The organism is Kocuria sp. WRN011 (genome assembly GCF_002295155.1).
GTDB lineage: Bacteria > Actinomycetota > Actinomycetes > Actinomycetales > Micrococcaceae > Kocuria > Kocuria carniphila.
The window spans coordinates 157,504-180,624 of sequence record NZ_NSGI01000003.1; the positions used below are offsets into that span (position 1 = coordinate 157,504).

Sequence of the window (23,121 nt, forward strand, 5' to 3'; positions counted from 1 at the left end):
CGACCAAAACTTGCACATACCCTACGCCCGCAAGGGTCGGCAAAGTCCGTTGAAGGCGCGTTGACCTGCGGGTTTGTATGGCTGATGAGACGCGTGTTGTTACAACACGGTGTGAGACACGTCGTGATGATGGAGCTGTTCATACACCCATCCTCGCGCCCACCTTGCCATTTTGCCTCACCACCTCCCTATCGCGTCCACTCCTGGCCGATGTATTCGCCGACGTGCCGGGTTTATGCGACCGTATTCACGACCGAGTAGACAACTTCATGTGCTCATACGTCTAGCCAAGGCAACGAATCGATCCTCTTGGCGTCATTGACATAAAGCAACAGGTCATTCAGTTTCCTCACCAAACTCTACTTTTTAGTGCGGCGAACACCAGTCGCCCAGTGACAACGCGGCTCGGACCGTAACGGCACTTGCTGGAATCCTCTACCCCACTGATGAACCTCAAAGCCCCACACTCAACCGCTTATCAACCCCATGGATCTCGTTGGTCAGGCTGGTGCCGCCCGTACCGTCCAGCGGGGCGATGTCCACGACGATGCCCGTCTGCACGTCCAGATGGACGCGGTAGGTCGTGGGGAGTTCGCTGTCGCTCAGGGTCGGGTCCTGGGGCCCGTACTCCACCAACCGGCTGACCGCACTGTCCAGAAGCGGGCAGCAGCCGCACCGCGGGTCGTAGCCGCTCTCCCACTCCTCACCTTCGCCGGTTAGAGGCCGGCACGTGGCGGCCCAGGTTGGACGGCCACGGACCGTGGTGGCCTCGACATCATGGATTTCCACGCCATAACTGACTTCGAGGGGATCGAGCATTGCCGTCCACAAGTAGTCCTGCCACATGGGGTCACCGTGCTCGATGTGCCACCCCTCGGGACGCCGGGCGACCAGACCGTCCGGACGCAGCACCAGCTCCGCTGGCGGCTCAGACGTATAAGGAGGCGCCGTCGCGCTCTCGACCATGAGAACCGAACTGGTGCTGTAGGGCACGCCGTCGTTCACCTCGAGACCCCGGGGGGTCCGCACGGTCACCCGTCCGACGCTGCGGTCGAGCCAGCCCTCGACCGGTTTCCCGTCCGGGGCGCTACCGCCGGCCCGCTGGCGCCTGTGGGTGAAGTGCAGCGTGGTGAAACGCCACGGGGAACTGCGGGACAGCGCACGGAAGTCCTCGGCGCTGGGGGCGATGGGCAGGGGATCGACGTTCATGGGAACGAGTAGAACACGCGCCTCCCCGTCCGAACAGCCCTCACCGCCTGATATCAGTGCGGCGAGTTCAAGGGCTCATCTCCTGCGCCGTCACTCATCCCCGGCACCTCACCCCGCTCCCCCCGCCGCTGCTCGATCCTCGGCGGCCGCGCGGGCATACTCGGCGGAAACACGGCGGTACACAGGGGTAAGGAAGGCCAGGGCCGCAGCCAGGATCATCAACGCGCCGGCGCACAGGAAGACGAGCGCGATTCCCCGGGCGGCGCCTTCTCCCAGCAGCGGTTCCAGAGCCGCGGCCCCGGCGTTGCTGCGGGCATAGGGGATGATCCAGAACTCCGCCAGCGGCGCCACCACGAAGGCGGTAACGGGCGCGGCCGAGGACTCGAAGGCCATAGCGAACCCGAACACCCGGCCCTGCCGGGCCAGGGGCACCACGCGCTGGATGACGGTCTGCTCGGCCGCCTCCACGGCGGGGAACAGCGCCATGTACAGCCATATGCCTGCGATGTACAGCCACCCCCACTCCCGGATCGTGAACAGGGCACCCAGCAGACCCAGGACCATCACCACCAGCAGCATGGTGCGCAGGGGGTTGCTGCCCAACCCCACCTTCCCGATCACCGCGCCGCCCACGATGAACCCGGTGGACGCGATGGCGAACAGGACACCCCACATCTCCACGGAAAACAGCTCCAGCCCGTAGGGATCCATCAGGGCAATGTAGGCGCCTCCGATGAAGTTGTTGAAGGTGCTGAAGATGATCAGGGCGAACAGCCCGGCCACCGCCATGACCGCGCGCCAGGAACCGGCCAGGTCGAACCCGCCGTGGGCGTCCGACGGCGCCGGCACGGCCTCCTCGGGCATCCTCACCGTGAGCAGGTGCCCAAAGGCCAGGGCGGTGAGTGCCACGGCAATGACCACCGTGACGCCCATCCCCAGCAAGCCGATGGACAGCCCCGAGAGCACCGAGGTGACCATGAAGGCGATCCCCTGGACCATCCCCACCAGTCCGTTGGCGTTGGCGCGCCGGTCCGGATCCACGAGGATGGTCACTGTGGTGGACAGGGCAATGTTGCGCATGTTCTCCACCACGGCCCCGATGAGGGTCACGGCGGCAAACCCCCAGAACCACGGGCCGTCCAACCGAGCGACCTGGCCCTCCGGGGCGAGGATGAAGATCGCGCCGGCAAGTAGGAACATCACCAGGGTGAACAGCCCGGCAAAGCGCATCACCGCCAGCTTGCGGTACCGGTCCACCAGCGTGCCGAAGCTGATGGAACTCAGGGCGAGCAGCAGCATGTATATCCCACCGACCACCCCGGTGGCGATCACGTTGCGGGTCTCCAGGTAGATCCAGAACGTCAGGGCGAACCACAGGTAACTCGTGGTCAGGTTGGCCACGGCCGTGTTCACCAGGATGTTCACAAATGTGCGACGCCGCGACGGCTCGGATCGTGCCTCAGAAACCGGTGACGTTCGGTTCTCGGTCACATATTGAGCGTAGTGGAACTCGGTGCGAAAATCTCATGAGAAGTCGGGGGGAACTCCCATCGGCATCAGCAACACAACCGCCCCCGCAACCGAAAGCACCGCCCGCACATGGTTGGCCCGTGTCCAGGAGCGTTCGTAGCGCTGCCACAGCCGCACGTTATCCTGCGCCAGTTGGTTGTTGAGAGGAACATTGACCACCATGGTCAGGAATGTTCCGGCCAGAGACAACAAGGCCCCGATCAAGGGCCAGTCCGATGCCAGCTGCGTATAGAAGAACGCGTTAAGCGCGGTCGCTACACACAGCACAGCGGTACCGAAGAACAGGACCATGAACGGTGCCTGCGCCGCGGCGCGGTTGATCGCCCCCATGGTGGCGGTAGCTTCATCCCGCGGCCGCAGGCGGAGCGCCGGCATCACCACCAGGGAAAAGGCGATGTAGAAACCGCCCAGCACACCGGAGCCAATTCCGGCCGCCAGGACCAGCCAGGTGTTCACCGGGGTGGGGTGAAGGTTGTAGGGGTAGCTGATGCGCGCATGGTTCCAGTCTGCCTCACATACGGGGCTGTCGATTCACGGACAGGCCCCCTAGATCCACTGGTTGGAGTCCTCCGCAATGAGCAGGTCATCCGGATCGTGAGGCACGATGGCCCGGGCCAACAACCATTGAATGGTGTGAAGTGCTGCCCTCATCGATCAGCTCGTAATCTTCCATCCCATGCCCGGCAGGTGACCCGCCAACCCCTCCCCATCCAGCACACCCGCCGGATGCGGGCCCGCGGCCTCGAAGTACGCCGCCCACTCCCGCGGCAACGGACGCCGTCCGCCCACCAGGATCAGATTTCCCGCGTACAGACCGGTGAGCAGCTGCCGGTCGGCCAGGCACCACACGTCGGCGAAGACCGAGCGCATCACCCGGGCTTGGCCCGCGAAGAAGGTGAGGCCTGCGTTGTCGCCCACGTTGACCACCATGACCCCGTCCGGGGAAAGCAGCTGCGCGGCCTCTTCGTAGAAGGAGGCCTCCGTGAGGTGGGCGGGCGCATCAACGCCGGTGAAGACGTCGAGCGCCACCACGTCCACGGTTCCCAGTGCGGCCACGTGCGGGAGGGCCGCACGAGCGTCGTCGACGACCATCCGCACGTCCGCCCCCGCCGGCAACGGCAGCGCCTCGAGTACAAAACCGGGCAGCTCCGGCGCCACCTCCACCGCTACCTGCGCCGATCCGGGGCGCGTGGCCGCAATGTAGCGGGCCAGGGTCAGGGCGCCCGCACCCAGGTGCACCGCGATGATCGGGGTGCCCGCCGGTGCTACGACGTCCACCACGTTGCCGACCCGCCGCAGGTACTCGTAGAAAATCTCCTCCGGGTGCGCGAGGTTCACGTGCGACTGCTCCGCACCGTCCAAGGACAGCACCCACCCGCCGTCCGTGAACTGATCCGGGGCGATCTCCGCGTCCACTCCGGCCGCCGTGAGGTACCTGCGCATGCCGTTCATCGAGCCGGTGAAGCCGGGCCTTCCCCGCTCACTCCCCGTCGATCTTCTGGGACTCGGCCCAGTCCCGGCCGGGATCTCCACCCCACGCATCCCACGCCACACGACCCGGGGACGGGTAGCCATCCTCCCCGCCGTGAAAGCCCTCGGCGGAGCTGTCCACCGCATGACGTTTGAAGTACGCGCGCATCTTCTTGATGACCTCATCGTCCACGGTCTGGCCGTCGGCCAACTGGTGCGCGCGATGCTCACCGGTGTCCGTGAAACCCTTGCCGGCCTTGCCCTCGTCGATCCATTTCACGGCGCGCTGGGCCGCCTCCTGCACCTTCTGGGGTGGGCGGTGACCTGAATCGTCGTCCTTGTCGCCATCCGAGGCGTCCGACAGCACGGACTCGTGATGGGCGGCCTGGGAACCGGTCTTCTCGGATTCCACCACGTACACCGGATCGTCCTTGTCCGCCCGGAACGTCTGATCCTTGAACTCCAGGTCCTCCGTGTGTTTGGACTGCACGGTCCCGTACGTGGTGCCCTGCGCGGTGTTCCACCCGACCCGGTCACCCTTGCTTAAAGCCATGTGAACGCCTTTCTCGTCATCGACCGCGGAGACCGTCGAGCCGGGGTTGCGTTCCGGCCGGACCCGTCCGCGGGCCTTCAGTAGACCACACGGGGCGACACTGCGTCACCGGCGCGTACCCGCCGCCGACCCACCGATTTATGGTTCCCTATTCCCTTATAACGCCTCACAAAACGTGATACGGAACCTTAAACCTCGCGGTGGCCATCAGGAGACCCCCGCGCCCACCCCGGCGCCCGCTCCGGCCGCGGCCCCACACCCACCGCGAGCGCCGGGAACACACTCAACCAGGGCACGTGCTGGACGAGCTTCACGAACCACATTGGCGGCCGCAGTTCCCGCCCGTTGATCGCGGGCATGATCAGCCGCGCGTGCAGGATCCGCTGCAGGCCCTGAACCACAATGGTGGGCATCATGCGTCGGCGCTGGATCCGGGCCAGCGCCCTCTGCTCGGACCGCCCGGACAAAGTGCCGGCACGCAGCAGCGGCGCCAGCACACGCGCCGCGGCCACCGCATCCTGCACGGCCAGGTTGATGCCCACGCCACCCACCGGCGACATCGCGTGCGCGGCATCCCCGATGCACAGCACACCCGGGGCGTACCAGCGGCGCAGCCGGTCCACGCGCACGTCCAGGTGCTTCACGTCGGCCGGGGACTCGATCCCGGACACCCCGTCCGCCGCCTCGGGGAACAGCGCCGCGGCGTCGGCCCGGAAGGCGTCGAGACCGCGGGCGCGCACGGCGTCGTCGGCGCCCTTGGGCCCGAGCTGCGCGACCTGGATGTAGCCGTCGCGGGGAATGCCAATGGCCACGCGCCCGTGGTCGGTGCGCGGCAGCAACGACTCGCCCGCGTGGCGGGCGGCGGGGAGGCGGTACCACCAGACGTCGAACGCCACGGGAATCTCACGCGCGGGCAGGCCCACGTCCTGGCGGATCACGGACCAGCGACCGTCGCACGCGATCGTGAGGTCGGCCAGCACGCGGCCGGGGCCATCCTGGGATTCCACGACGACGCCGCTCACCCGCCCGTTCTCGCGCACCACCCCGGTGACCTCGTGCTCGGTGAGCAGGGTGAAGGTGGGTTCGGCGGCGGCCGCCTCGGCCAGCAGACTGAGCAGATCCCACTGCGGGACCATCGCAATGTAGGGGTGGCGCACGGGCAGGCGCGAGAAGTCGACCATGCGCACGGAAGACCCGTAGGGAAGGGGCAGGTCAACGTGGGTGACCTTGGAGTGCGAGATGGCGTTGAAAGTCTCGAACAGCCCGAGGTCCTCCAGCAGGGCCAGGGTGGTGGGGTGCACGGTGTCACCGCGGAAGTCCCGGAGGAAGTCCTTGTGTTTTTCCAGCACCGTGACCGCCACGCCTGCCCGGGCAAGGAGCAGGCCGAGCACCAGGCCCGCCGGGCCACCGCCGACGATGGCGCAGGTGGTGCGTCGTGTAGTACCGGGCGACGGCTTCGGATCCTGAGACATGTCAGCCTCCGTCGCGCGGCTCATCCCGTTCGCCACGCCGTCTGCGGCGTCGCGTCTCCCCGTGGCCCTCGTGGGTCGAGTAGATGGGCTGCCCAGCGGCCGTGGCGTCGATTGCCTGGATCTGTCCCGTGTCCGGTTCGGTGTTCTCCCGTGTGACCAGCGTGAACTTTTGGTGACCGTAGTCATCCACGGCGGAGCGGATCGTGCGTCGCATGACCGAATCGGACAGTCGTTGGCGAAGCCACATGGGATCTGCCCGCAGGTCGCGGGTCAGGGCGATACAGAGCACGAACATCACCAGCACGAACGGCAGCGCCGCCACAATGGTCATCCGCTGCAACCCGCCCAGCGCCTCGTCCGGGGTGTCGCCACCGGCCAGGAGCATCACGGCCGCAACACCGCCCATGAGTACGCCCCAGAAGACCACCACGGGTCGGGACGGCTCCAGGGTGCCCCGGGAGCTCAGCGACCCCATGACGATTGACGCGGAATCCGCACCGGTGACGAAGAAGATACCCGTGAGGATCATGGCCAGCACGGCCAGGCCCGCGGTGAGCAACTGCGGTGCGTCGAGCCCGTTGAACATGTCGTAGAGGGCGCCGTCGAACGAAATGGTGGGAACGCCGTCGACCATCGTGGCAATGCCGTCGTTGGGGTCGGAGGTGCCGTCCGCGGTGTGCTGGATGTTGATGGCGGTGCCGCCGAAGACCGCGAACCACAACAGGGACACCAGCGACGGAACTACCAGCACGCCGGTGACGAATTGGCGGATGGTGCGCCCGCGGGAAATGCGAGCAATGAACATGCCCACAAAGGGCGTCCACGAGATCCACCACGCCCAGTAGAAAATGGTCCACCCGGACAGCCACTCGCGCATGGCCTCGTCACCGACCGCCTCCGTGCGGGCCGCCATGTCCGGCAGTTGCTGGACGTACGAGCCGATCGCGGAGGGAATCAGGTTGAGGATGAACAGGGTGGGCCCCACCACGAAAATCACCACGGCCATCAGCACCGCGAGCACCATGTTGGTATTGGCCAAGAACTGGATACCGCGCTCGATTCCGGACACCGCCGAAGCCACAAAGCAGAACGTCAACACGGCAATGATCGCCACGAGCAGGGGCGTCGCAACCTCCCCGACCAGCCCGTTGAACTGCAGGCCGCTACCGATCTGCAACGCGCCCAGGCCCAGCGAGGCCGCCGAGCCGAACAGCGTGGAGAAGATCGCCAGAATGTTGATGATCTTCCCGCCCACGCCGTCCACGGCACGTCGGCCGAAGAGCGAGACGAACGCCTCCGAGAGCAAATTCTTGCGACCCATCCGGAACGTGCCGTACGCGACGGCAATACCGAGCACCGCGTACATCGCCCACGGGTGCAGCGTCCAGTGGAACAGCGACGTGGCCATGGCCGTCTCGATCGCCTCACTGGTCTGCCCGTCCACCGTGGCCGGGGGTGGCGAGATGTAGTGGAACAGCGGTTCGGCCACGCCGTAGAACATCAGGCCGATGCCCATGCCGCACGCAAACATCATGGAAATCCAGGACGTGGTGCGGAACTCGGGCTGCTCGCCGTCCTTACCGAGCGGGATCGCGCCGTACCGGCCCAGCGCCAACCACAGCACGTAAATCACGAAGAAGGACGAGCACAGAACAAAGATCCAGCCGGTGTTCTCCATGACCCAGTTCAGGGCCGTGGTCGAGGTGGTCGACAGGCTCTCCGTGCCCACGAACCCCCACACCACGAACGCCACGACGATCGCGCCCGTCACGCCCAGGATCACCTTGTCGAGACCTTCGAACCGGTCTCGGATCGGCCGACGACGCCGCTCCACCCCCTCTTTGAGGGCCGCCAGGATGTCCGCTTCGTTCTTTTCCGCGTGATGCAACTCGGTGGGGTCATCCACGGGACTGGCCGCTGTCCGCTCCGTGCCTGTCCCTAGACTGCCCGGCTCATCCGACGTGCCTGGATTCGAACGTTCACTGCTCATCATGGTCCCTTCGCATTGCCAGGGCTTCCGACTGTAGCCATGACCCAGTCGTGGAAGACTCCAATGTGGTGCTCGCTGGGCACGAGAACCCCGCCCTTGGCGTAGATCCTAGACCCCATGGCGGGCTGACAACGTTCGCATGCATCGAAATCCTGCTGGTTGACTCGGTGGAACAATTCCACGGAGGCAGAGACATCCTGACCGGATTCCACGACCGAAGGCAGGTACAACCAGTCGCACTCCACGATCGTGTGGTCCACGGCCAGGGGGAACATGCGGTGAATGATCACGTGGTCCGGCACCAGATTCACGAACACCGTGGGTTTGATGGTGATCGCGTAGTAGCGCCGGTCGTGGTCCTCGTCGACCCCTGGAATCCGGTCCAGACCCTCGGAGCCGTCCACCGTGAAGCCCTTGACGTCCTCCCCGAACTCCGCGCCGTGACCCACGAAGTACTGGGCCGCCAGCCCATCCGCGAACTCGGGGAGCACCTCGGTGAGCTCCGGGTGGATGGTGGCGCAGTGATAGCACTCCATGAAGTTCTCAATGATGAGCTTCCAATTGGCCTTCACATCGTAGGTGATCCGCCGCCCCAGGGAGAGATGGGCGATGTCGTAGGCCTGGATGGATTCGGAATCACCCAGCCGCTCCTCGATGGCACCCATGACGTCTTCTTCGAACGATGGCGGCTCGTCCGCCAGGCACACCCACACGTATCCCAGGTACTCGCGCACGGGGATGGTCACCAGGCCGTACTCCTCGCGGCCGATGTCCGGCATTTTGGTGAGGTTGGGCGCGGCAATCAGCTTGCCGTCAAAGTCGTAGGTCCACGCGTGGTACGGGCACTGGAAGGACCGCTTGGCCTCGCCGCTGTCCTCCGTGCACAGCTTGGCTCCGCGGTGGCGGCATACGTTGTAGAACGCGCGAATGCCGTGCTTGCGGTTGCGAGTGATGATGATGCTTTCCCGCCCCACCTGCACGGTCCGGTAGGCGCCGGGCTTGTCCAGGTCCGCGGAGCGCACGGCGCAGAACCACATCCGTTCGAAAATCTGCTCCTGTTCCGCCCGGAAGAAGTTCTGGTCGGTGTAGGTGCGGCCCGGCAACGTGGCAATGAGGCTTTCGGAAACAATGTTGGTGGACACGGGGCCCTCCTTGCAGAACTACTTCACACGAGGGAAGTGGGGATCGGGTGTCGTTTGCTGTGGTTCAGGCGATCAAGCGTTGTTCGGCGGAGGACACCGCCAGTTTGGCCAAGAACTTGCGCCAGCGCGTGAACTGTTTCGGCTGGTTCCAGCCCAGAACGGCCACGGGATCATCGCCGGCGTAGTAGACGGCCAGGAAGCTTTCCTCACCGGGCCCGCCGTGCTCGTAGATCACACGGTCCGAGCCGGTCATGTCCCCCACGAACTGCAGGCGCGCGCCGTACTGGCACGACCAGAAGTAGGGCTGCTCCACGGGCAAGTACGCGTCGTCGTGGTCGAGCAACGCACCCACCGCGACGGCCGGACGGCCCACCGCACCGGCCCAGTGCTCCACCCGGCGGTGCTGCCCGGTGCGGGTGTCCAGCCACGCCGCGCAATCGCCCACGGCCACGACCCCGGGCACGGTGGTGCGCCCGGCGGCGTCGCAGACCACGCCATTGCCGACGTCGATCCCCGAGCCTTCCAGCCAGGCCACGTTGGGCTGGGCTCCGATGCCGACCACCACGATGTCCGCCGGAAGCACGCGGCCGTCGGCCAGGCGCACGTGAGTCACAGAATTGTCCTCCGTGTTGAAGCCTTCAATGTCGATCCCACACAGCAGTTCCACGCCGGCCTGCTCGTGCAGCCGTGCCACCACGGAACCCATTTCGGCGCCGAGTGGTCCGCGCAGCGGGGTGGTCGACTTCTCCAGCACGGTGACCTGCAGGCCCAGGGAGTGCGCCGTGGACGCGACCTCCGCGCCAATGAATCCGGCGCCCAGAACCACCAGCTGCCCACCGCGTTCCACGAGGGCCCGCAATTTGCGGGCGTCCTCGAGCGTGCGCAAGGTCAGCACGTTGTCCAGGCCCGTGAGCTCCGGCAACTGTCGTGCGGAGGCGCCGGTGGCGATGACCAGGAGATCCGCGCGGACCGTGCGGCCGTCCTCGAGCGTGACCTCTCGGCTGACGGGGTCGAACGAGACGGCGCGCACGCCGAGCAGCCATTCGGCGTCGAGCTGCTCCCCGTCGATTTCCAACGTCAGGTCCGCCGCCTGGAACTGGCCGCTGAGGAATTCCTTGGAGAGCGGCGGGCGGTCGTAGGGGCGTTCCGGATCATCACCAATGATGACCAGGCGGCCGGTGAATCCTTGGCGGCGGGCGGCTCGGGCTGCGGAGAGGCCGGCGAGCGAGGCACCGACAATCACGAGGGACTCCATGATGGACCCCTTTCGAATAGCTGGTCGGGACCTCGGAACTGCACCAGGGAGTCGCCCGAGACCCATGTTCCTCACGACGCGCATTACGCAACACACTTCGTAATGCGCTTAAGTGTGAAGCGGGTCACGGAGGGGTGTCAAGGGGTGTGGAGGATCGGTTACACGCTGTTCACAACACGGCTGTTCCCTAACGCCCAGGCCGAATTTCCGATGGCTCAACCCCTTGACACTGCCTGAAACCGGCTCGGAGAATGTTGCGTATTACGACATGAGTTGCGCCACTCGCGATTTTGCTCACCGCTTTTTCGAGGCCCCTCATCCAGGACCCAGTGAAAGAACCGCGCCCATGCACAAGGTCTGCCCCCTCTCCGAACTCGAACCCGGTGACGCCATCCGAGTCGAGACGTCCCCGCCCATCGCCGTGTTCCACACCGAAGAGGGCGAGTTGTACGCCCTCGACGACACCTGCACCCACCAGGACGCCTCCCTGGCCGACGGCTGGGTCGAAGGGTGCGAAGTGGAATGCCCCCTGCACGCGTCCAAGTTCGACCTACGCACGGGACAGGTCGATGCACCCCCGGCCAAGTTGCCCGTGCGGGCACACCGCGTGGAGGTCGTCGACGGCGTCATCATGGTCGAGGAGTCCAACGAACGCCCCAACCTGCCGCCCGGTCTCACCGTGAGCGGCCACGAAACTCAGGACGCGTAGGCCGGGTGGTCCCCCGGCCGGGCTTCGCTCGGCACTCGTCCATCGCTCGCAGCCGGTCGGCGTGGCCCGCTACCTCTCACGGCACGCAAAGGCGCGCTGACTAAGATGGCAGGCATGGCCTCCCCCGAAAAATCGTCGTCTCAGCCGTCCTCCACACCGGGGGATGCGGCAGCCAGCGACGGCGTGACTCCGGGCGGCGTCCAATCCGTGGACCGGGCCATTACCGTCCTGGAACTCCTGGGGCGGTTGGGCAACGCGAGTGTCGGCCAGGTGGCCGAGGAGCTCGGGGTCCATAAATCCACCGCGTCCCGGCTGATCAGCGCGCTGGAATCGCGCGACCTGGTGATGGCCAATCACGAGTGGGGCAAGTACGAACTCGGTTTCGGAATCCTGCGTCTGGCCCACGCCATCCCCGCTCGGTTGAGCCTGGTTGCCGAGGCCCAGAACGAGGTCCGGCGGCTCGCCGACGAATACCGCGAGACCGTCAATCTCGCCGTCCTGCGGGAGGGCGTAGCGGTCAATGTCGCCCAGGAAATTGGGCCGACGTCGCTCGGCACCCACGACTGGATCGGTAGCCTCACGCCCCTGCACGCCACCTCGAGCGGCAAGGTGCTGCTCGCGGCGCTGACGTCCGCAGAGCGCGCGGAGCTGATCAAGAAGGCCCGCCTCAAGTCCTACACGGCGCGCACCATCACCTCTCGCCGTCAGCTCGAACAGCAACTGATCGACGTCGCCGCGCAGGATTACGCCACTGTCCTGGAGGAACTCGAGATCGGCATCAACGCCATTGCCGTTCCCGTGCGGGACCACCTGGGCTCCGTAGTGGCCGCGGTCAGCATCTCCGGACCGGCCTTCCGCTTCACCGAGGACATCATGCTGGCTATGAGTGAGGACCTGAAAGCCGCCGGGCTGACCATCAGCCAACGCCTGGGCTACGACCCGCAGGGCTGATCCGGCTCGCTGGTCTCCGGAGCTTATCCCGTCTCACGCTCGTCCCGGCTCCCACTCACGCCGGCCGATTCTTCTTCCACTCCGCTCAGCGCAGCACCACGGTACTGAGGCCCTGCAGAATCACCCGTCCTTCGCAGTGCCATTTCACGGCATCGGACAGCGCCTTGCATTCGGTATCCCGGCCGGCGGCCACCAGATCCTCGGGTCCGAACGTGTGATCCACCTGCACGGTTTGCTGGGCAATGATCGGGCCCTCGTCGAGTTCGGCATTGACGTAGTGCGCGGTAGCTCCCACGGTTTTGACCCCGCGTTCGTACGCCTGGTGATAGGGCTTGGCACCCTTGAAGCTGGGCAGGAACGAGTGGTGAATGTTGATCACCCGCCCGGACATCCGCGTGGCCAGTGAATCGCTGAGCACCTGCATGTAACGGGCCAGGACCACCAGATCCACTTCGAAACGATCCACGAGTTCCAGCAGGTGAGCCTCGGCCTCGGGTTTCGTGTCCGGGGTGACGGGCACGTGGTAGAACGGGATGCCGTGCCACTCGACCAGTCGCTGGTGGTCCAGGTGGTTGGACACCACGGCCACGATGTCCACGGGCAACTCACCCGTGCGGCTGCGATAGAGCAGGTCATTGAGGCAGTGACCGAACTTCGAGACCATCACCAGCACCCGCCGCTTGGCCCCGTGCACATTGAGTTGCCAGTTCATCTCGAAGCGTTCCGCCACCGGTTCCAGGTCTTTATACAGCGCGTCGCGATCCAGGGTGCCCCCGGCCATCGGCGCCACGTGGACGCGCATGAAGAAATGTCCCCGCCGCCGGTCATCGAACTGCGTGAGCTCCACAATGTTGCACCCGTGATCCAGGAGTACCCCGCTCACCGCGTGCACGATTCCCAGGGTTTCGGGGCAGTCCAGCGTGAGCACCAATTCCGACGACGCCGCTCCGGGCACGTTGGTTTCTACGATTTCTGTTGGCGCGGTCATCACGCCACCTCCTGGGATGCGAATTCGGTCATGGCGTCCATCAGCCATTGGGCGATGTACACGGCGAAGGACGAGCGGGGCATGATCCGCCAGGTCTGTTCATCGGTCTGCCACAGCAAGACCTGCACGAGTCCCAGCGTGGTGGAGACCGCGGTGCCCGGCCCGAAGACCCGCGGGTGCAGATCCAACGGGCACCCCTTTTCGAGCACGGCACGGGCTGAGGGGCCGGACAGTTCCAGGGTGGTCCGGTTGGCCGAAAGGTCCACCACGTGCGACCGCTGCTTGTGGCCGGCCATGGCCCGACTCAGCTCTTGCGTCAGTGGATGCGTCGACAAGGTCGGGGCCGCCCCGAGATTTTCTTGATCGGCACCCCCGGCCGGCCCCGCGGCGCTGTCGGTCGCGGGACGGGAGGCGACCCCGCCTGCCAAGGCGACCCGAGCGGCGTCGGCGGGAGCGGCGGCGTCGTCGGGAAGTCCGCGACGTGCCCCGGGAGGGTCGATCTCAGCGGCCAGTGCATCGGGGCTGACCAGCAGAAACTCGTCGGGTCCCTGCCACAGGATCGCGGCGGTGTCGGTATCGCCGGTGACCTGTCCGTGGCCGGAGGGCAGTGGCAGGCCGACCACGGAGGTGACGTTTTGAGCGGCGTCGGAGCCGGGTTGGACCCTGATGCCCACCATGTTCAGGAACGGGATCTCGCGGAGGCGCACACCGCGTTCGCCGGTCACGCTTGCCTGGGCCATGAGATCGGTCAGGTCAGCCAGTGGACTGCGGCGCAGTGGGCGGATATCGGTCAGGATTTGCTCAGCCATCTCGATGCATCCCTTCGGGGTCGTAGAGCACGGGTTCGGCAATCACGACGTCCACCAGTGCACCGTCCAACGGCGCCTGAAGCTTTTCGCCGATCCGGTTGCGGCCGTTTTTCACCAGCGCGAGTCCAAAGGTTCGGTCGAGGGCGGCGCTGCGGTAGCTGGAGGTCACGTGACCCACCATGGGAACGGGCGCGTCCTGCGGAGTAATGGGCGTCCCCTGGTTCACCAATTGGGTGCCCTCCGGCAATCGGTAGGTGGTGTCCACGGGCAAAACCGCCACCAATTGCTTGCGGTTGGGGCTGGTCGCACTGGGCCGGCCGTAGGAGCGTTTGCCGATGAAGTCCTTGGTTTTGGACACCACCCAGTCCATGCCCAGGTCCTGGGGTGTGACGGTGCCGTCGGTGTCCTGACCCACGATCGGGAACGCCTTCTCCGCGCGCAGCACGTGCATGGTTTCGGTGCCGTAGGGGGTGATCCCCAACTCAGCCCCGGCTTCAGCCACCGATTCCCACACGGACATCCCGTACCAAGAGGCCACGTTGATCTCGAAGGCCAGCTCGCCCGAGAAGGAGATCCGGCAGATCCTCGCCGGAATCCCTGAAGCCAGGATCGTTTCGCGGAAGGCCATGAACGGGAACGCCTCGGCGGAGACATCCAGCTCAGGGGCCAGCTTGGCGATCACCGCCCGGGACTTCGGCCCGACCACGGCCACGGTCGTGTACTGCTCGGTGACCGATGTGAACATGACGTCCAGCTCCGGCCATTCGGTTTGGGACCACTCCTCCAGCCAGTCCAGCACCTTGGCCGCCCCGCCGGTGGTGGTGGTCATCAGGTAGCGATCATCGTCCAGGCGCAGGGTCACGCCGTCGTCGAAGACCATGCCGTCCGGGGTGCACATCACCCCGTACCGACCCATCCCGGGCTTCAGCTTCTTGAACGCGTTGGTATAGACGCGGTTGAGGAACTCGCCCGCATCCGTCCCGCGGATCTCGATCTTGCCCAGCGTGGTCGCATCCATGAACGCGACCCCCGTGCGCGCCGCGATGCACTCGCGCAGCACGGCCGAGTCCATGTCCTCGCCGGGTTGCGGGTAGTACCGGGGCCGTTTCCACTGCCCGACGTCCTCGAACACGGCTCCGTGGGCGACATGCCAGGGGTGGATCGAGGTCATTCGGGCGGGGTCGTAGAGGTCGCCGCGGCGTCGGCCCGCGAGCGCGGTGAAGGCCACCGGCGTGTAGGGCGCGCGATACGTGGTGGTGCCGATCCCGCCCACGTCCGGGTCCTGCAGCGCCGCCGCAATCACCCCGATCGCGTTGACCCCGCTGGTCTTGCCCTGGTCGTTGGCGGTGCTGATGGAGGTGTAGCGCTTCACGTGTTCCACCGACCGCATGCCAGCGCCCGTGGAGCGCAGCACGTCGGCCACGGTCTGATCGCGTTGGAAATCCACGACGTGCCGCGTCCAGTCGGTGTCCTGCCCCGCGGGCGCGGGGACCAACCACAGCGGGCGGGCGGCGGCAGACGTTTCCGCAGCGGCGGTCGGTTCCTGTGCCGTGGTCTCGAATCCGGCCCGGGCCGCGGCCTCCGCACCCGCACGGGCGCCCTCGGCGAGGCACCCGGCCAGATCCAGGGTGCCGTTGAGCGCCCCGGCCGTCTGCTGGTCACGCACCGGCACGGCGGGCACGAAACCCGCCAGGTCATCGTCCCAGCGCAGCGCCCCCTGCCGTTGACTGTGCAGATGCACCACGGGACTCCACCCGCCGGACACGGCCAACAGGTCCGCGTCGAGTTCGATGGGTGCCTCGTCGGTCGGCAGGCCCGCCTCGTCGATCGCGCTGACGGACACACCGCTCAGGCGACCGCCCTCCCCGTCGCCACGGGTGGTGACGACGGCGCTCCCGGCCATGATCGGTACGCCCGCCGAGGCAGCGAGGCCGCGAGCGGCGTCGTCGATCTTGCCGACGTCGCCGCGAGAGTCGACCACCGCGCTCACCTCGATGCCCGCAGAGACCAAGTCGGCCACGAGTGGGTAGGCAGAATCGTTGGTCGTGGCGACCACCACGCGGGTGCCTGCGGCGACGGCCCAGCGGTTGAGGTAACTGCGCACCGCGGAGGCCAGCATGATGCCAGGGCGGTCATTGTTGTCGAAGTCGATGGGCCGTTCGTGAGCTCCGGTGGCCAGCACGACCTGCCCCGCGCGGACGTGCCAGATCCGCTCCCGCGAGACCCCCGGAGGCGGCGTGATGCCCAGGTGGTCGGTGCGACGTTGAACGGCCACAACGTAGTTGCTGTCGTAGCTGCCGAAGGCAGTGGTGCGCTGCAGGGCGGTGACCTCAGGCTCCCCCGCCAATTCCGCAACGGTGGCCTCGACCCAGGAACGGGCGGGAACGCCGTCGACCTTCTCATCGCGAGCCGAGAGCAACGAACCGCCGGGGGCGGGTTGCTCGTCCATCAGGATTACCCGGGCGCCGGAGCGGCCAGCCTCTCGGGCGGCCGCCAAACCGGCGGGACCGGCCCCGACCACGAGAACGTCCGTGTGAACGTACTTGTGGTCGTAGTAGGCGTTGTCGGTGGCCGGATCCAGCTGACCCAGCCCGCGCAGGTAGCTGGCGGACAGGCCGTCGGTGAGTTCGAGCGTGGTGGCCGGAAGCATGGACTCGGCGACGTCCACGTCCGATCGCGCTGCGACCTTGACCAGGGCGTTGGGCTCCTCGACCCCGGCGGCCATGATGCCGCGCGGCCGACCCAGGTACATGGAGTCGGCACACGTGATGCGTCCGGCCGCCAGCAGCGCAGAGGCCAGGGTGTCCCCCGCGTATCCGGTGAATTCTTGGCCGTCCACGGTGAACCGCACGGGCCGGGTGCGGTCGATGCCGGGCGCGGCCACGCGATCGTCGGGCAGCCGGAATGGTTGGGCGCTCATGAGGTGCCCCCTGTCGGGGTGGTGCTTGAGGTGCCAGTGGTGGAGGTGCTTGAGGTGGTGCTTGTGGTGGTCTGGGCCGGATGGTCGTCGAGGGAGGGGCGGGGATCACCGACCCGGTAGACGGCCTTGACCTCGTACGTCACGGTGTCCCGCACGGCGTTGAACCAGCGGCGACAACCGGCGGAATGGACCCAGCGTTCGGCGATCAGACCCTTGGGGTTGCTGCGGTAGAACAGGTACTCCGCCCACTGCTGGTCGGTGAGCTGGAAAGGATCCTGCGGGTAGGGCACGTGAGCTTCCCCGCCGTAGTGGTACTCGGTTTCGTTGCGTGGCCCGCAGTGTGGGCATTCGATCAACAACATATCGCGGCCTCCTTGCCTAGTGCGCCACGGCTGCGGCGCCGTGCTCGTCGATCAGGGCCCCGGTCTCGAACCGCTCCAACGAGAAGGGTTCGTTGAGGGGGTGGGGTTGGTCCGTGGCGATGGTGTGGGCGAAGGTGAAGCCGGCCCCCGGGGTGCCCTTGAAACCGCCGGTGCCCCACCCGCAATTGACGTAGAGCTGATCCACCGGGGTCTTGGACACAATCGGCGAGGCGTCCAGGGTGACGTCCACGATCCCGCCCCACGTGCGTAGGACGTGGGCGCGCGCGAAGATCGGGAACAGCTCCACGGCCGCGGCCATTTGCTGTTCGATCACGTGGAACGCACCGCGCTGACCGTAGCCGTTATAGGCATCCACTCCCGCGCCCATCACCAGCTCACCCTTGTGCGCCTGAGAGACGTAGACGTGCACGTGGTTGGACATCACCACCGTGGGGTGCACCTGTTCGTGCAGCTCCGAGACCAACGCCTGGAGTGGATGGGACTGGATCGGTAAGCGGAACCCGGCCAACTCGGCCAACACTGAGGAGTGCCCGGCACCGCACAGTCCCACCTTGCCCACGTTGATCCGACCGCGGCTGGTCTCCACGGCAACCACCCGGCCACCGTCCTGGACGAAGCCGGTGACGGCGCAGTTCTGGATGATGTCCACGCCCAACTCGTCGCATTTGCGGGCGAAGGCCCAGGCCACGTGGTCATGCTTGGCGATGCCGGCCCGGGGTTGGTAGGTCGCACCCATGATCGGATACCGGATATCGTCGCCGATGTTGATGATGGGGCACAGTTCCTTGACCTGCTGCGGTTCGATCCATTCCGCATCGATGCCGTTGAGCTTGTTCGCGTTGACCCGCCGCACGCTTTCGCGCACGTCCTGCAGCGTGTGGGCCAGGTTCATTACGCCGCGTTGGGAGAACAAGAAGTCGTAGTCGAGTTCTTCGGGCAGGCCTTCCCACAGCTTGAGTGAGTGCTCGTAGATGGCTGCGGACTCATCCCAGAGGTAGTTGGAACGGATGATCGTGGTGTTGCGGGCCATGTTGCCACCGGCCAACCACCCGCGTTCCAGGACAGCGATATTGGTGATGCCGTGCTGCGAGGCTAGGTAGTACGCGGTGGCCAGGCCGTGGCCTCCACCGCCCACAATCACCACGTCGTAGGAGGATTTCGGCTCCGGGTTGTGCCAGAGGAAATCGGGGTGTTCGGGAAGAAGTTCGGCCATGTCAGCCCCTTCGGTTTTCTGATCTCTCAGACGCGGTGCGTGTGGCGGGGTGCTCAGCCGCGCAGTCGGGTCATCTCCGGGTCGAAGAGCGGGTCCGCGGTGACGGTCGCGGGGATGCGGGTGCCGAAGTATTCGATCTCCACTTCATCCCCGAGTTGCACCGACGACGGCAGGTAGGAGTAGGCGATCGGCTTGCCAAGGGTGTACCCGTAGGCCGCGCTGGTGACGTATCCGGCGGGTTGACCGTCATGAAAGACCGGTTCCTTGCCCAGCACGATGGATTGCGTCCGGTTGATGACCAGGCACCGCAGCCGCCGGTCCACGGTCTCTTCGGTGAGTCCCTCCAGGGCATCCTTGCCGACGAAATCCCCTTTGTCGGGCCGCACGGCAAAGGCCAGGCCGGCCTCGTAGGGGTTGTATTCGGTGGTCATGTCCGTGCCCCAGGAGCGGTAGCCCTTCTCCAGGCGGAGGGATGAGAATGCCGCCCGTCCCGCAGGGATGATCCCGTGGGGCTGACCCGCCTCCCACAGCACATCCCACAGCCGCTGCCCGTTGTCCGCGCTGGTGTAAATCTCCCAGCCGAGTTCTCCCACGTAGGACAGCCGCATGGCGGTGACCGGCACCCCGCCGATGCGCGCTTTCTTGGCGCGGAAGTAACGCAGGGCGTCGTTGGAGAAGTCGTCGTCGCTGACGGCCGTGACCACCTCGCGAGCAAGCGGTCCCCACAGGCCGATGCAGCAGGTGCCGCCGGTGGTATCCCGGACCTGTACCCACCCACCGGGCGCAGCGCCGTCGGTCTGGGCCTTGGCTTCGCGCGTGAGGTAGGCCAGGTCGATATTGCCGTTCGCCCCGATCTGGAACAGGTTCTCCTCCAAACGGGCGACCGTGATGTCGCTGCGGATCCCGCCCTGGCCGTCCAGGAGCAACGTGTAGGTGACGGCGCCGGGTTTCTTGTCCAGGTTGTTGGTGCTCAACCGCTGCAGGAGAGCCAGAGCACCGGGCCCGGAGACTTCCAGTCGCTTGAGCGGTGTCATGTCGTACATGGCCACAGCGGTGCGGGTTTTCCAGGCCTCGACCGCGGCAATGGGCGAGTGGAACATTTGCGACCAGGCATCCCGTGCGGGCGGTTGCCACTCCGTGGGCAGTTCTTTCAGCAGGCGGGCATTGGAATCAAACCAATAGGGCCGCTCCCAACCGCCGGATTCCAGGAAGTAGGCCCCCAGAGCCTTGTGGCGCGCGTGGAACGGAGTGACCCGTAAATCCCTGGGGGACAGCCGAGGCTGCAGGGGGTGGAGCACGTCGTAGATCTCCACGAAGTTCTGCTGCGAGGTTTCGCTGACGTAGGAGGGGCTGAGTTGGATTTCCTCGAAGCGGTTTACATCGCAGTCGCTCAGGTCGGTTTCGGACCTGCCGGTGGTGATCAGTTCCGCCATGGCCTTGGCGACTCCGGCCGAGTGCGTGACCCACACGGCCTCTGCAATGTAGAAACCATCCACCTCCGAGGACTCCCCCATGAGAGGGCCGCCGTCCGGGGTGAAAGAGAAAATGCCGTTGAAACCGTCCTCAATCTCGCTGTCGCGCAGTCCGGGCAGGAGCTGTTGAGATGCTTCCCACGAGGGGATGAAGTCATCGGGTGTGAACTCCAGGCGGGAGGGCATGTGGCGCTCGCTGATCTCATCCGCGGCGTACTCGCCCAGGTCATCCGGGTCCACGGGCATGGGTCGGTGGGCGTAGGAACCGATGCCGTAGCGATCACCGTGCTCGCGGTAGTAGAGGTCCTGGTCCTGGAAGCGGAGGATCGGCAGGCCGGCACCGTTGGGCTGTTCATTGCGGCCCTCGAGATCTGGGACCGGAGTGGTCTTCACGTACTGGTGGGCCAGGGGCAGCAGGGGCACATCCATGCCCACCATCCGGCCGATTTTTGGGCCCCAGAACCCGGCGCAAGAGACGACGATGTCTGCCGGAACGACGTCGTCCGTGGTGCGCACGCCGGTGACCCGACCGCCGGACTGTTCGATGTCCACGACCTCGGTGGAGCCGCGGTAGGTGACCCCGGCCTCGGTGGTGCGTTGGATCAGAAGTTGGACGGCGCGGGCCGCGAGCGCCAGGCCGTCGGTCGGGACGTGCAGGCCGCCCAGCACGAGCTCCTCGTTGAGCAGGGGGTAAAGCGCCTTGCATTCGGCGGAGTCCAGCAGCCGGCCTTCGAGTCCCCAGGAGGTCGCGTAGCCAAGCCGACGATGCAGGTCAGCCCAGCGGGTTTCGGTGGTGGCCACTTCCAGCCCGCCCACCTGGTTGAAGCAGGAGGCGCCGTCCTTCTGAAGGTCCTTGAGCTTACTCGCCGTGTAATCGGCGAACCGGGTCATGGTCTTGGAAGGGTTCGTCTGGAACACCAACCCGGGCGCGTGCGACGTGGATCCGCCAGGCATGTTCAGGGGGCCTTGGTCGAGAACCGTGATGTTGTCCCAGCCTCGGGCAACGAGTTCGTCCGCCAGGTTCGTGCCGACAATGCCTGCTCCGATAATGACGATGCGCGGTGTGGACATGTGGCACTCCTGACCTGAACAACTTATATATTAGAGTTTCATGTAGCGTAGATAACACTTGTTCACCGGTCAAGGGTGCACTGAAAATCACTGTGGGAGGTCCGGCGGACGTGAGCATTACGGGTACGGAGCAATCGGCATCCAAGCGATCTTCGCTGGCCGACACGGCCTACGAGGCCCTGCGCCAGCAGCTACTCACGCTGGAGATCCGCCCCGGCGACCCGTTGAACGACGCCGCCCTGGCCGAGGGCTTGGGCATGGGCCGAACACCGGTGCGCGAGGCCCTGAAAAGGCTCGAAGCCGACAAGCTGGTGGTGAGTTACCCCAAGCGAGGGACTTTTGCCACGCGAGTGGAAATCACCGATCTGGTCTATGTCTCGGAAATCAGGATGCAGCTGGAGCCGATGGCCGCCTCCCGGGCCGCGCGCGTGGCAACCGCGGCTACGCGGTCGGAGCTTGTGGACATTCAGGAGCAGCTTCGCGGTTTCGATATCGAGCACGCCAGCGTCACGGAAATCCTGACCTGCGACTCCATGGTGCACCGGGCCGTCTACCGGGCCGCGGGTAATCCTTATCTTGAGGACACTCTGATCCGCTACAACAATCTGGCCACCCGCATCTGGTGCATGGTGATCGATCGATTGCCCCGATTGACGGAGCATGTTCAGGAGCACGTGCAACTGCTGCAAGAGATCATCGACGGCAACGAAGAACAGGCCTCTGCTCTGGCTCGCCGGCACGTCGAAGGATTCGAAGCGGCTGTGCGTTCAGCGTTGTTCGCTGCCTGACCTAAGTCTCGCTGGCGCCCGACGGAATAGCTGGGATCACCCGCGCCGGTAGGTCACCAACAGCACCCCGGCGGGCAACGTGGCGCTATCGACGAGGTGGCGCATGCAGAGTTCCAACCACTACAGGTGGCCTGGTGCACCCAATGTACGCCTAGCACGTGACACCGACTACTGGTACAGTCTCGGCCCGTGGGAACGATATGCACTGCGCCCGTGATGGGGCGCTTCTTCACTTACCGCGACCGCCGTTACTGACGGCGCGATCGCCCTCTTGCGCTAGAGCGCGCCGTCACCACCGAGATGCCCTGCACCTCGGTGGGGCCACTTCGGTCACTCCGTTTCGTGATCCCACACCCACCGAGGTGCTCCACACTCTTTTCGATGGAGCGCACTCATGTCTCGTTCTCAATTCGGCGGCCGTCACGAACTCGGCCAGAATTTTCTCACCCATAAACCGACCATCAGCCACATCATTGGCCTGGTTGCCCAAACGCAGGGGCCCATCCTGGAAATCGGTGCCGGCGACGGCGCGCTGACCCGCCGTTTGGCCACACTGGACCGGCCTCTCACCGCGATCGACATTGATGAGCACCGCGTCCGGACATTACGCAACAGACTGCCGGGCGTTCAGGTTGAACACGCTGACGCCATGATCTACCCCCTGACTACATCCGTTGTGGTCGGCAACATCCCCTTCCACCTGACTACGCCATTGCTTCGTCGCGTGCTCAGCAGCCATGAATGGCACTGGACCATTCTTCTGACCCAGTGGGAAGTGGCCCGTAAACGCGCCGGCGTGGGTGGGGGCACCATGATGACGGCGCAGTCCTCACCGTGGTACGAGTTCTCTTTGCGAGGGCGTGTTCCTGCGTGGGGATTCTCGCCCCAGCCCACTGTGGACGGAGGGATCCTGGAGATCATTCGCCGTGGACCGCCGCTAATCCCAGCCACTCAGAAGGAGGCCTACGAGCGTTTTGTGAAGGCGGTCTTTACGGGTCGTGGAAGAACCCTGACACAAATCATCCAGAATGCGTGGCGGAATGACCGCGGTCGGGTGAAGTCGGCGCTCGTAACAGCGCGCGTGCCACAGGGGGCGTTGCCCCGGGATCTCACGGCGGAACAATGGGCTGCACTGTGGAAGCAACTCAACGCCTAGGTAAGTTCAGCTCGCCACAGCGCCCGGTCACCCGCTGTAA

The 23,121-nt window shown here is 65.7% G+C and carries 19 protein-coding genes; 4 read left to right on the forward strand and 15 right to left on the reverse strand.

Annotated elements, in window-relative coordinates; translation table 11 throughout:
* Window positions 1-453: 453 nt before the first annotated feature.
* The 9 genes from CKW39_RS05410 to CKW39_RS05450 form a co-directional block, all read right to left on the reverse strand.
* Window positions 454-1,209, reverse strand: coding sequence for a hypothetical protein (locus CKW39_RS05410; RefSeq protein WP_095797135.1), 756 nt, complete (start codon window positions 1,207-1,209; stop codon window positions 454-456).
* 108 nt (window positions 1,210-1,317) lie between these two features.
* Window positions 1,318-2,700, reverse strand: a complete 1,383-nt coding sequence (locus CKW39_RS05415) for an MFS transporter (RefSeq protein WP_095797136.1) — start codon at window positions 2,698-2,700, stop codon at window positions 1,318-1,320.
* Between the two features lie 33 nt (window positions 2,701-2,733).
* Window positions 2,734-3,195, reverse strand: coding sequence for a DUF1772 domain-containing protein (locus CKW39_RS05420; RefSeq protein WP_095797137.1), 462 nt, complete (start codon window positions 3,193-3,195; stop codon window positions 2,734-2,736).
* A 198-nt stretch (window positions 3,196-3,393) separates the two neighbouring features.
* Window positions 3,394-4,182: a spermidine synthase gene (locus CKW39_RS05425; protein ID WP_254049290.1), complete on the reverse strand. Its 789-nt coding sequence runs from the start codon at window positions 4,180-4,182 to the stop codon at window positions 3,394-3,396.
* 37 nt (window positions 4,183-4,219) lie between these two features.
* A complete protein-coding gene (locus CKW39_RS15930) occupies window positions 4,220-4,762 on the reverse strand; it encodes a DUF2945 domain-containing protein (protein WP_216823150.1) in 543 nt (180 codons plus the stop codon).
* A 188-nt stretch (window positions 4,763-4,950) separates the two neighbouring features.
* Entirely contained in the window at window positions 4,951-6,234 is a 1,284-nt protein-coding gene (locus CKW39_RS05435; RefSeq protein ID WP_095797138.1) for an FAD-dependent oxidoreductase, read from the reverse strand.
* Between the two features lies 1 nt (window position 6,235).
* Window positions 6,236-8,227: a BCCT family transporter gene (locus CKW39_RS05440; RefSeq protein WP_371514591.1), complete on the reverse strand. Its 1,992-nt coding sequence runs from the start codon at window positions 8,225-8,227 to the stop codon at window positions 6,236-6,238.
* Window positions 8,224-9,366 (reverse strand): aromatic ring-hydroxylating dioxygenase subunit alpha, encoded by a 1,143-nt coding sequence (locus tag CKW39_RS05445; RefSeq protein WP_095797139.1) that lies wholly within the window; start codon window positions 9,364-9,366, stop codon window positions 8,224-8,226. Before CKW39_RS05445 ends, CKW39_RS05440 begins: the two co-directional genes overlap by 4 nt.
* Window positions 9,367-9,430: 64 nt before the next feature.
* Window positions 9,431-10,621: an NAD(P)/FAD-dependent oxidoreductase gene (locus tag CKW39_RS05450; protein WP_095797140.1), complete on the reverse strand. Its 1,191-nt coding sequence runs from the start codon at window positions 10,619-10,621 to the stop codon at window positions 9,431-9,433.
* Between the two features lie 346 nt (window positions 10,622-10,967).
* On the opposite strand from CKW39_RS05450, the gene CKW39_RS05455 reads away from it, so the two are divergent.
* Window positions 10,968-11,330 carry a bifunctional 3-phenylpropionate/cinnamic acid dioxygenase ferredoxin subunit gene (locus CKW39_RS05455; protein WP_016998341.1) on the forward strand — a complete coding sequence of 121 codons (363 nt, stop codon included), beginning with the start codon at window positions 10,968-10,970 and terminating at the stop codon, window positions 11,328-11,330.
* 114 nt (window positions 11,331-11,444) lie between these two features.
* The gene (locus CKW39_RS05460) at window positions 11,445-12,281 is read left to right on the forward strand and encodes an IclR family transcriptional regulator (RefSeq protein ID WP_095797294.1); all 837 of its coding nucleotides are present in this window, start codon (window positions 11,445-11,447) and stop codon (window positions 12,279-12,281) included.
* Between the two features lie 85 nt (window positions 12,282-12,366).
* On the opposite strand, the gene purU is transcribed toward CKW39_RS05460, so the two are convergent.
* The 6 genes from purU to CKW39_RS05490 are packed head-to-tail and all read right to left on the reverse strand — an operon-like array spanning window position 12,367 to window position 21,137.
* Window positions 12,367-13,269, reverse strand: coding sequence for a formyltetrahydrofolate deformylase (gene purU / locus CKW39_RS05465; RefSeq protein ID WP_016998330.1), 903 nt, complete (start codon window positions 13,267-13,269; stop codon window positions 12,367-12,369).
* Window positions 13,269-14,078 carry a sarcosine oxidase subunit gamma gene (locus CKW39_RS05470; RefSeq protein WP_095797141.1) on the reverse strand — a complete coding sequence of 270 codons (810 nt, stop codon included), beginning with the start codon at window positions 14,076-14,078 and terminating at the stop codon, window positions 13,269-13,271. Before CKW39_RS05470 ends, purU begins: the two co-directional genes overlap by 1 nt.
* Window positions 14,071-16,998 carry a sarcosine oxidase subunit alpha family protein gene (locus CKW39_RS05475; protein ID WP_095797142.1) on the reverse strand — a complete coding sequence of 976 codons (2,928 nt, stop codon included), beginning with the start codon at window positions 16,996-16,998 and terminating at the stop codon, window positions 14,071-14,073. The genes CKW39_RS05470 and CKW39_RS05475 overlap by 8 nt, the downstream gene beginning before the upstream one ends.
* A complete protein-coding gene (locus CKW39_RS05480) occupies window positions 16,995-17,360 on the reverse strand; it encodes a sarcosine oxidase subunit delta (RefSeq protein ID WP_095797143.1) in 366 nt (121 codons plus the stop codon). The genes CKW39_RS05475 and CKW39_RS05480 overlap by 4 nt, the downstream gene beginning before the upstream one ends.
* Window positions 17,361-17,376: 16 nt before the next feature.
* Window positions 17,377-18,594: a sarcosine oxidase subunit beta family protein gene (locus CKW39_RS05485; RefSeq protein WP_095797144.1), complete on the reverse strand. Its 1,218-nt coding sequence runs from the start codon at window positions 18,592-18,594 to the stop codon at window positions 17,377-17,379.
* 53 nt (window positions 18,595-18,647) lie between these two features.
* Window positions 18,648-21,137, reverse strand: a complete 2,490-nt coding sequence (locus tag CKW39_RS05490; protein WP_095797145.1) for an FAD-dependent oxidoreductase — start codon at window positions 21,135-21,137, stop codon at window positions 18,648-18,650.
* A 110-nt stretch (window positions 21,138-21,247) separates the two neighbouring features.
* Here CKW39_RS05490 and CKW39_RS05495 point away from each other — a divergent pair, with 110 nt between their 5' ends.
* Together CKW39_RS05495 and erm are read left to right on the forward strand one after the other, a co-directional pair.
* Window positions 21,248-21,925 carry a GntR family transcriptional regulator gene (locus CKW39_RS05495; protein ID WP_223285933.1) on the forward strand — a complete coding sequence of 226 codons (678 nt, stop codon included), beginning with the start codon at window positions 21,248-21,250 and terminating at the stop codon, window positions 21,923-21,925.
* Between the two features lie 394 nt (window positions 21,926-22,319).
* Window positions 22,320-23,081 (forward strand): 23S ribosomal RNA methyltransferase Erm, encoded by a 762-nt coding sequence (erm, locus tag CKW39_RS05500; protein ID WP_095797146.1) that lies wholly within the window; start codon window positions 22,320-22,322, stop codon window positions 23,079-23,081.
* Window positions 23,082-23,121 lie beyond the last annotated feature (40 nt).

Coding starts and splice junctions, on each gene's coding strand:
- CKW39_RS05410 (WP_095797135.1), bottom strand. CDS start 1,209: ATGAACGTCGATCCCCTGCCCATCGCCCCCAGCGCCGAGGACTTCCGT.
- CKW39_RS05425 (WP_254049290.1), bottom strand. CDS start 4,182: ATGCGCAGGTACCTCACGGCGGCCGGAGTGGACGCGGAGATCGCCCCG.
- CKW39_RS15930 (WP_216823150.1), bottom strand. CDS start 4,762: ATGGCTTTAAGCAAGGGTGACCGGGTCGGGTGGAACACCGCGCAGGGC.
- CKW39_RS05435 (WP_095797138.1), bottom strand. CDS start 6,234: ATGTCTCAGGATCCGAAGCCGTCGCCCGGTACTACACGACGCACCACC.
- CKW39_RS05440 (WP_371514591.1), bottom strand. CDS start 8,227: ATGATGAGCAGTGAACGTTCGAATCCAGGCACGTCGGATGAGCCGGGC.
- CKW39_RS05450 (WP_095797140.1), bottom strand. CDS start 10,621: ATGGAGTCCCTCGTGATTGTCGGTGCCTCGCTCGCCGGCCTCTCCGCA.
- CKW39_RS05455 (WP_016998341.1), top strand. CDS start 10,968: ATGCACAAGGTCTGCCCCCTCTCCGAACTCGAACCCGGTGACGCCATC.
- CKW39_RS05460 (WP_095797294.1), top strand. CDS start 11,445: ATGGCCTCCCCCGAAAAATCGTCGTCTCAGCCGTCCTCCACACCGGGG.
- purU (WP_016998330.1), bottom strand. CDS start 13,269: ATGACCGCGCCAACAGAAATCGTAGAAACCAACGTGCCCGGAGCGGCG.
- CKW39_RS05470 (WP_095797141.1), bottom strand. CDS start 14,078: ATGGCTGAGCAAATCCTGACCGATATCCGCCCACTGCGCCGCAGTCCA.
- CKW39_RS05475 (WP_095797142.1), bottom strand. CDS start 16,998: ATGAGCGCCCAACCATTCCGGCTGCCCGACGATCGCGTGGCCGCGCCC.
- CKW39_RS05480 (WP_095797143.1), bottom strand. CDS start 17,360: ATGTTGTTGATCGAATGCCCACACTGCGGGCCACGCAACGAAACCGAG.
- CKW39_RS05485 (WP_095797144.1), bottom strand. CDS start 18,594: ATGGCCGAACTTCTTCCCGAACACCCCGATTTCCTCTGGCACAACCCG.
- CKW39_RS05490 (WP_095797145.1), bottom strand. CDS start 21,137: ATGTCCACACCGCGCATCGTCATTATCGGAGCAGGCATTGTCGGCACG.
- erm (WP_095797146.1), top strand. CDS start 22,320: ATGTCTCGTTCTCAATTCGGCGGCCGTCACGAACTCGGCCAGAATTTT.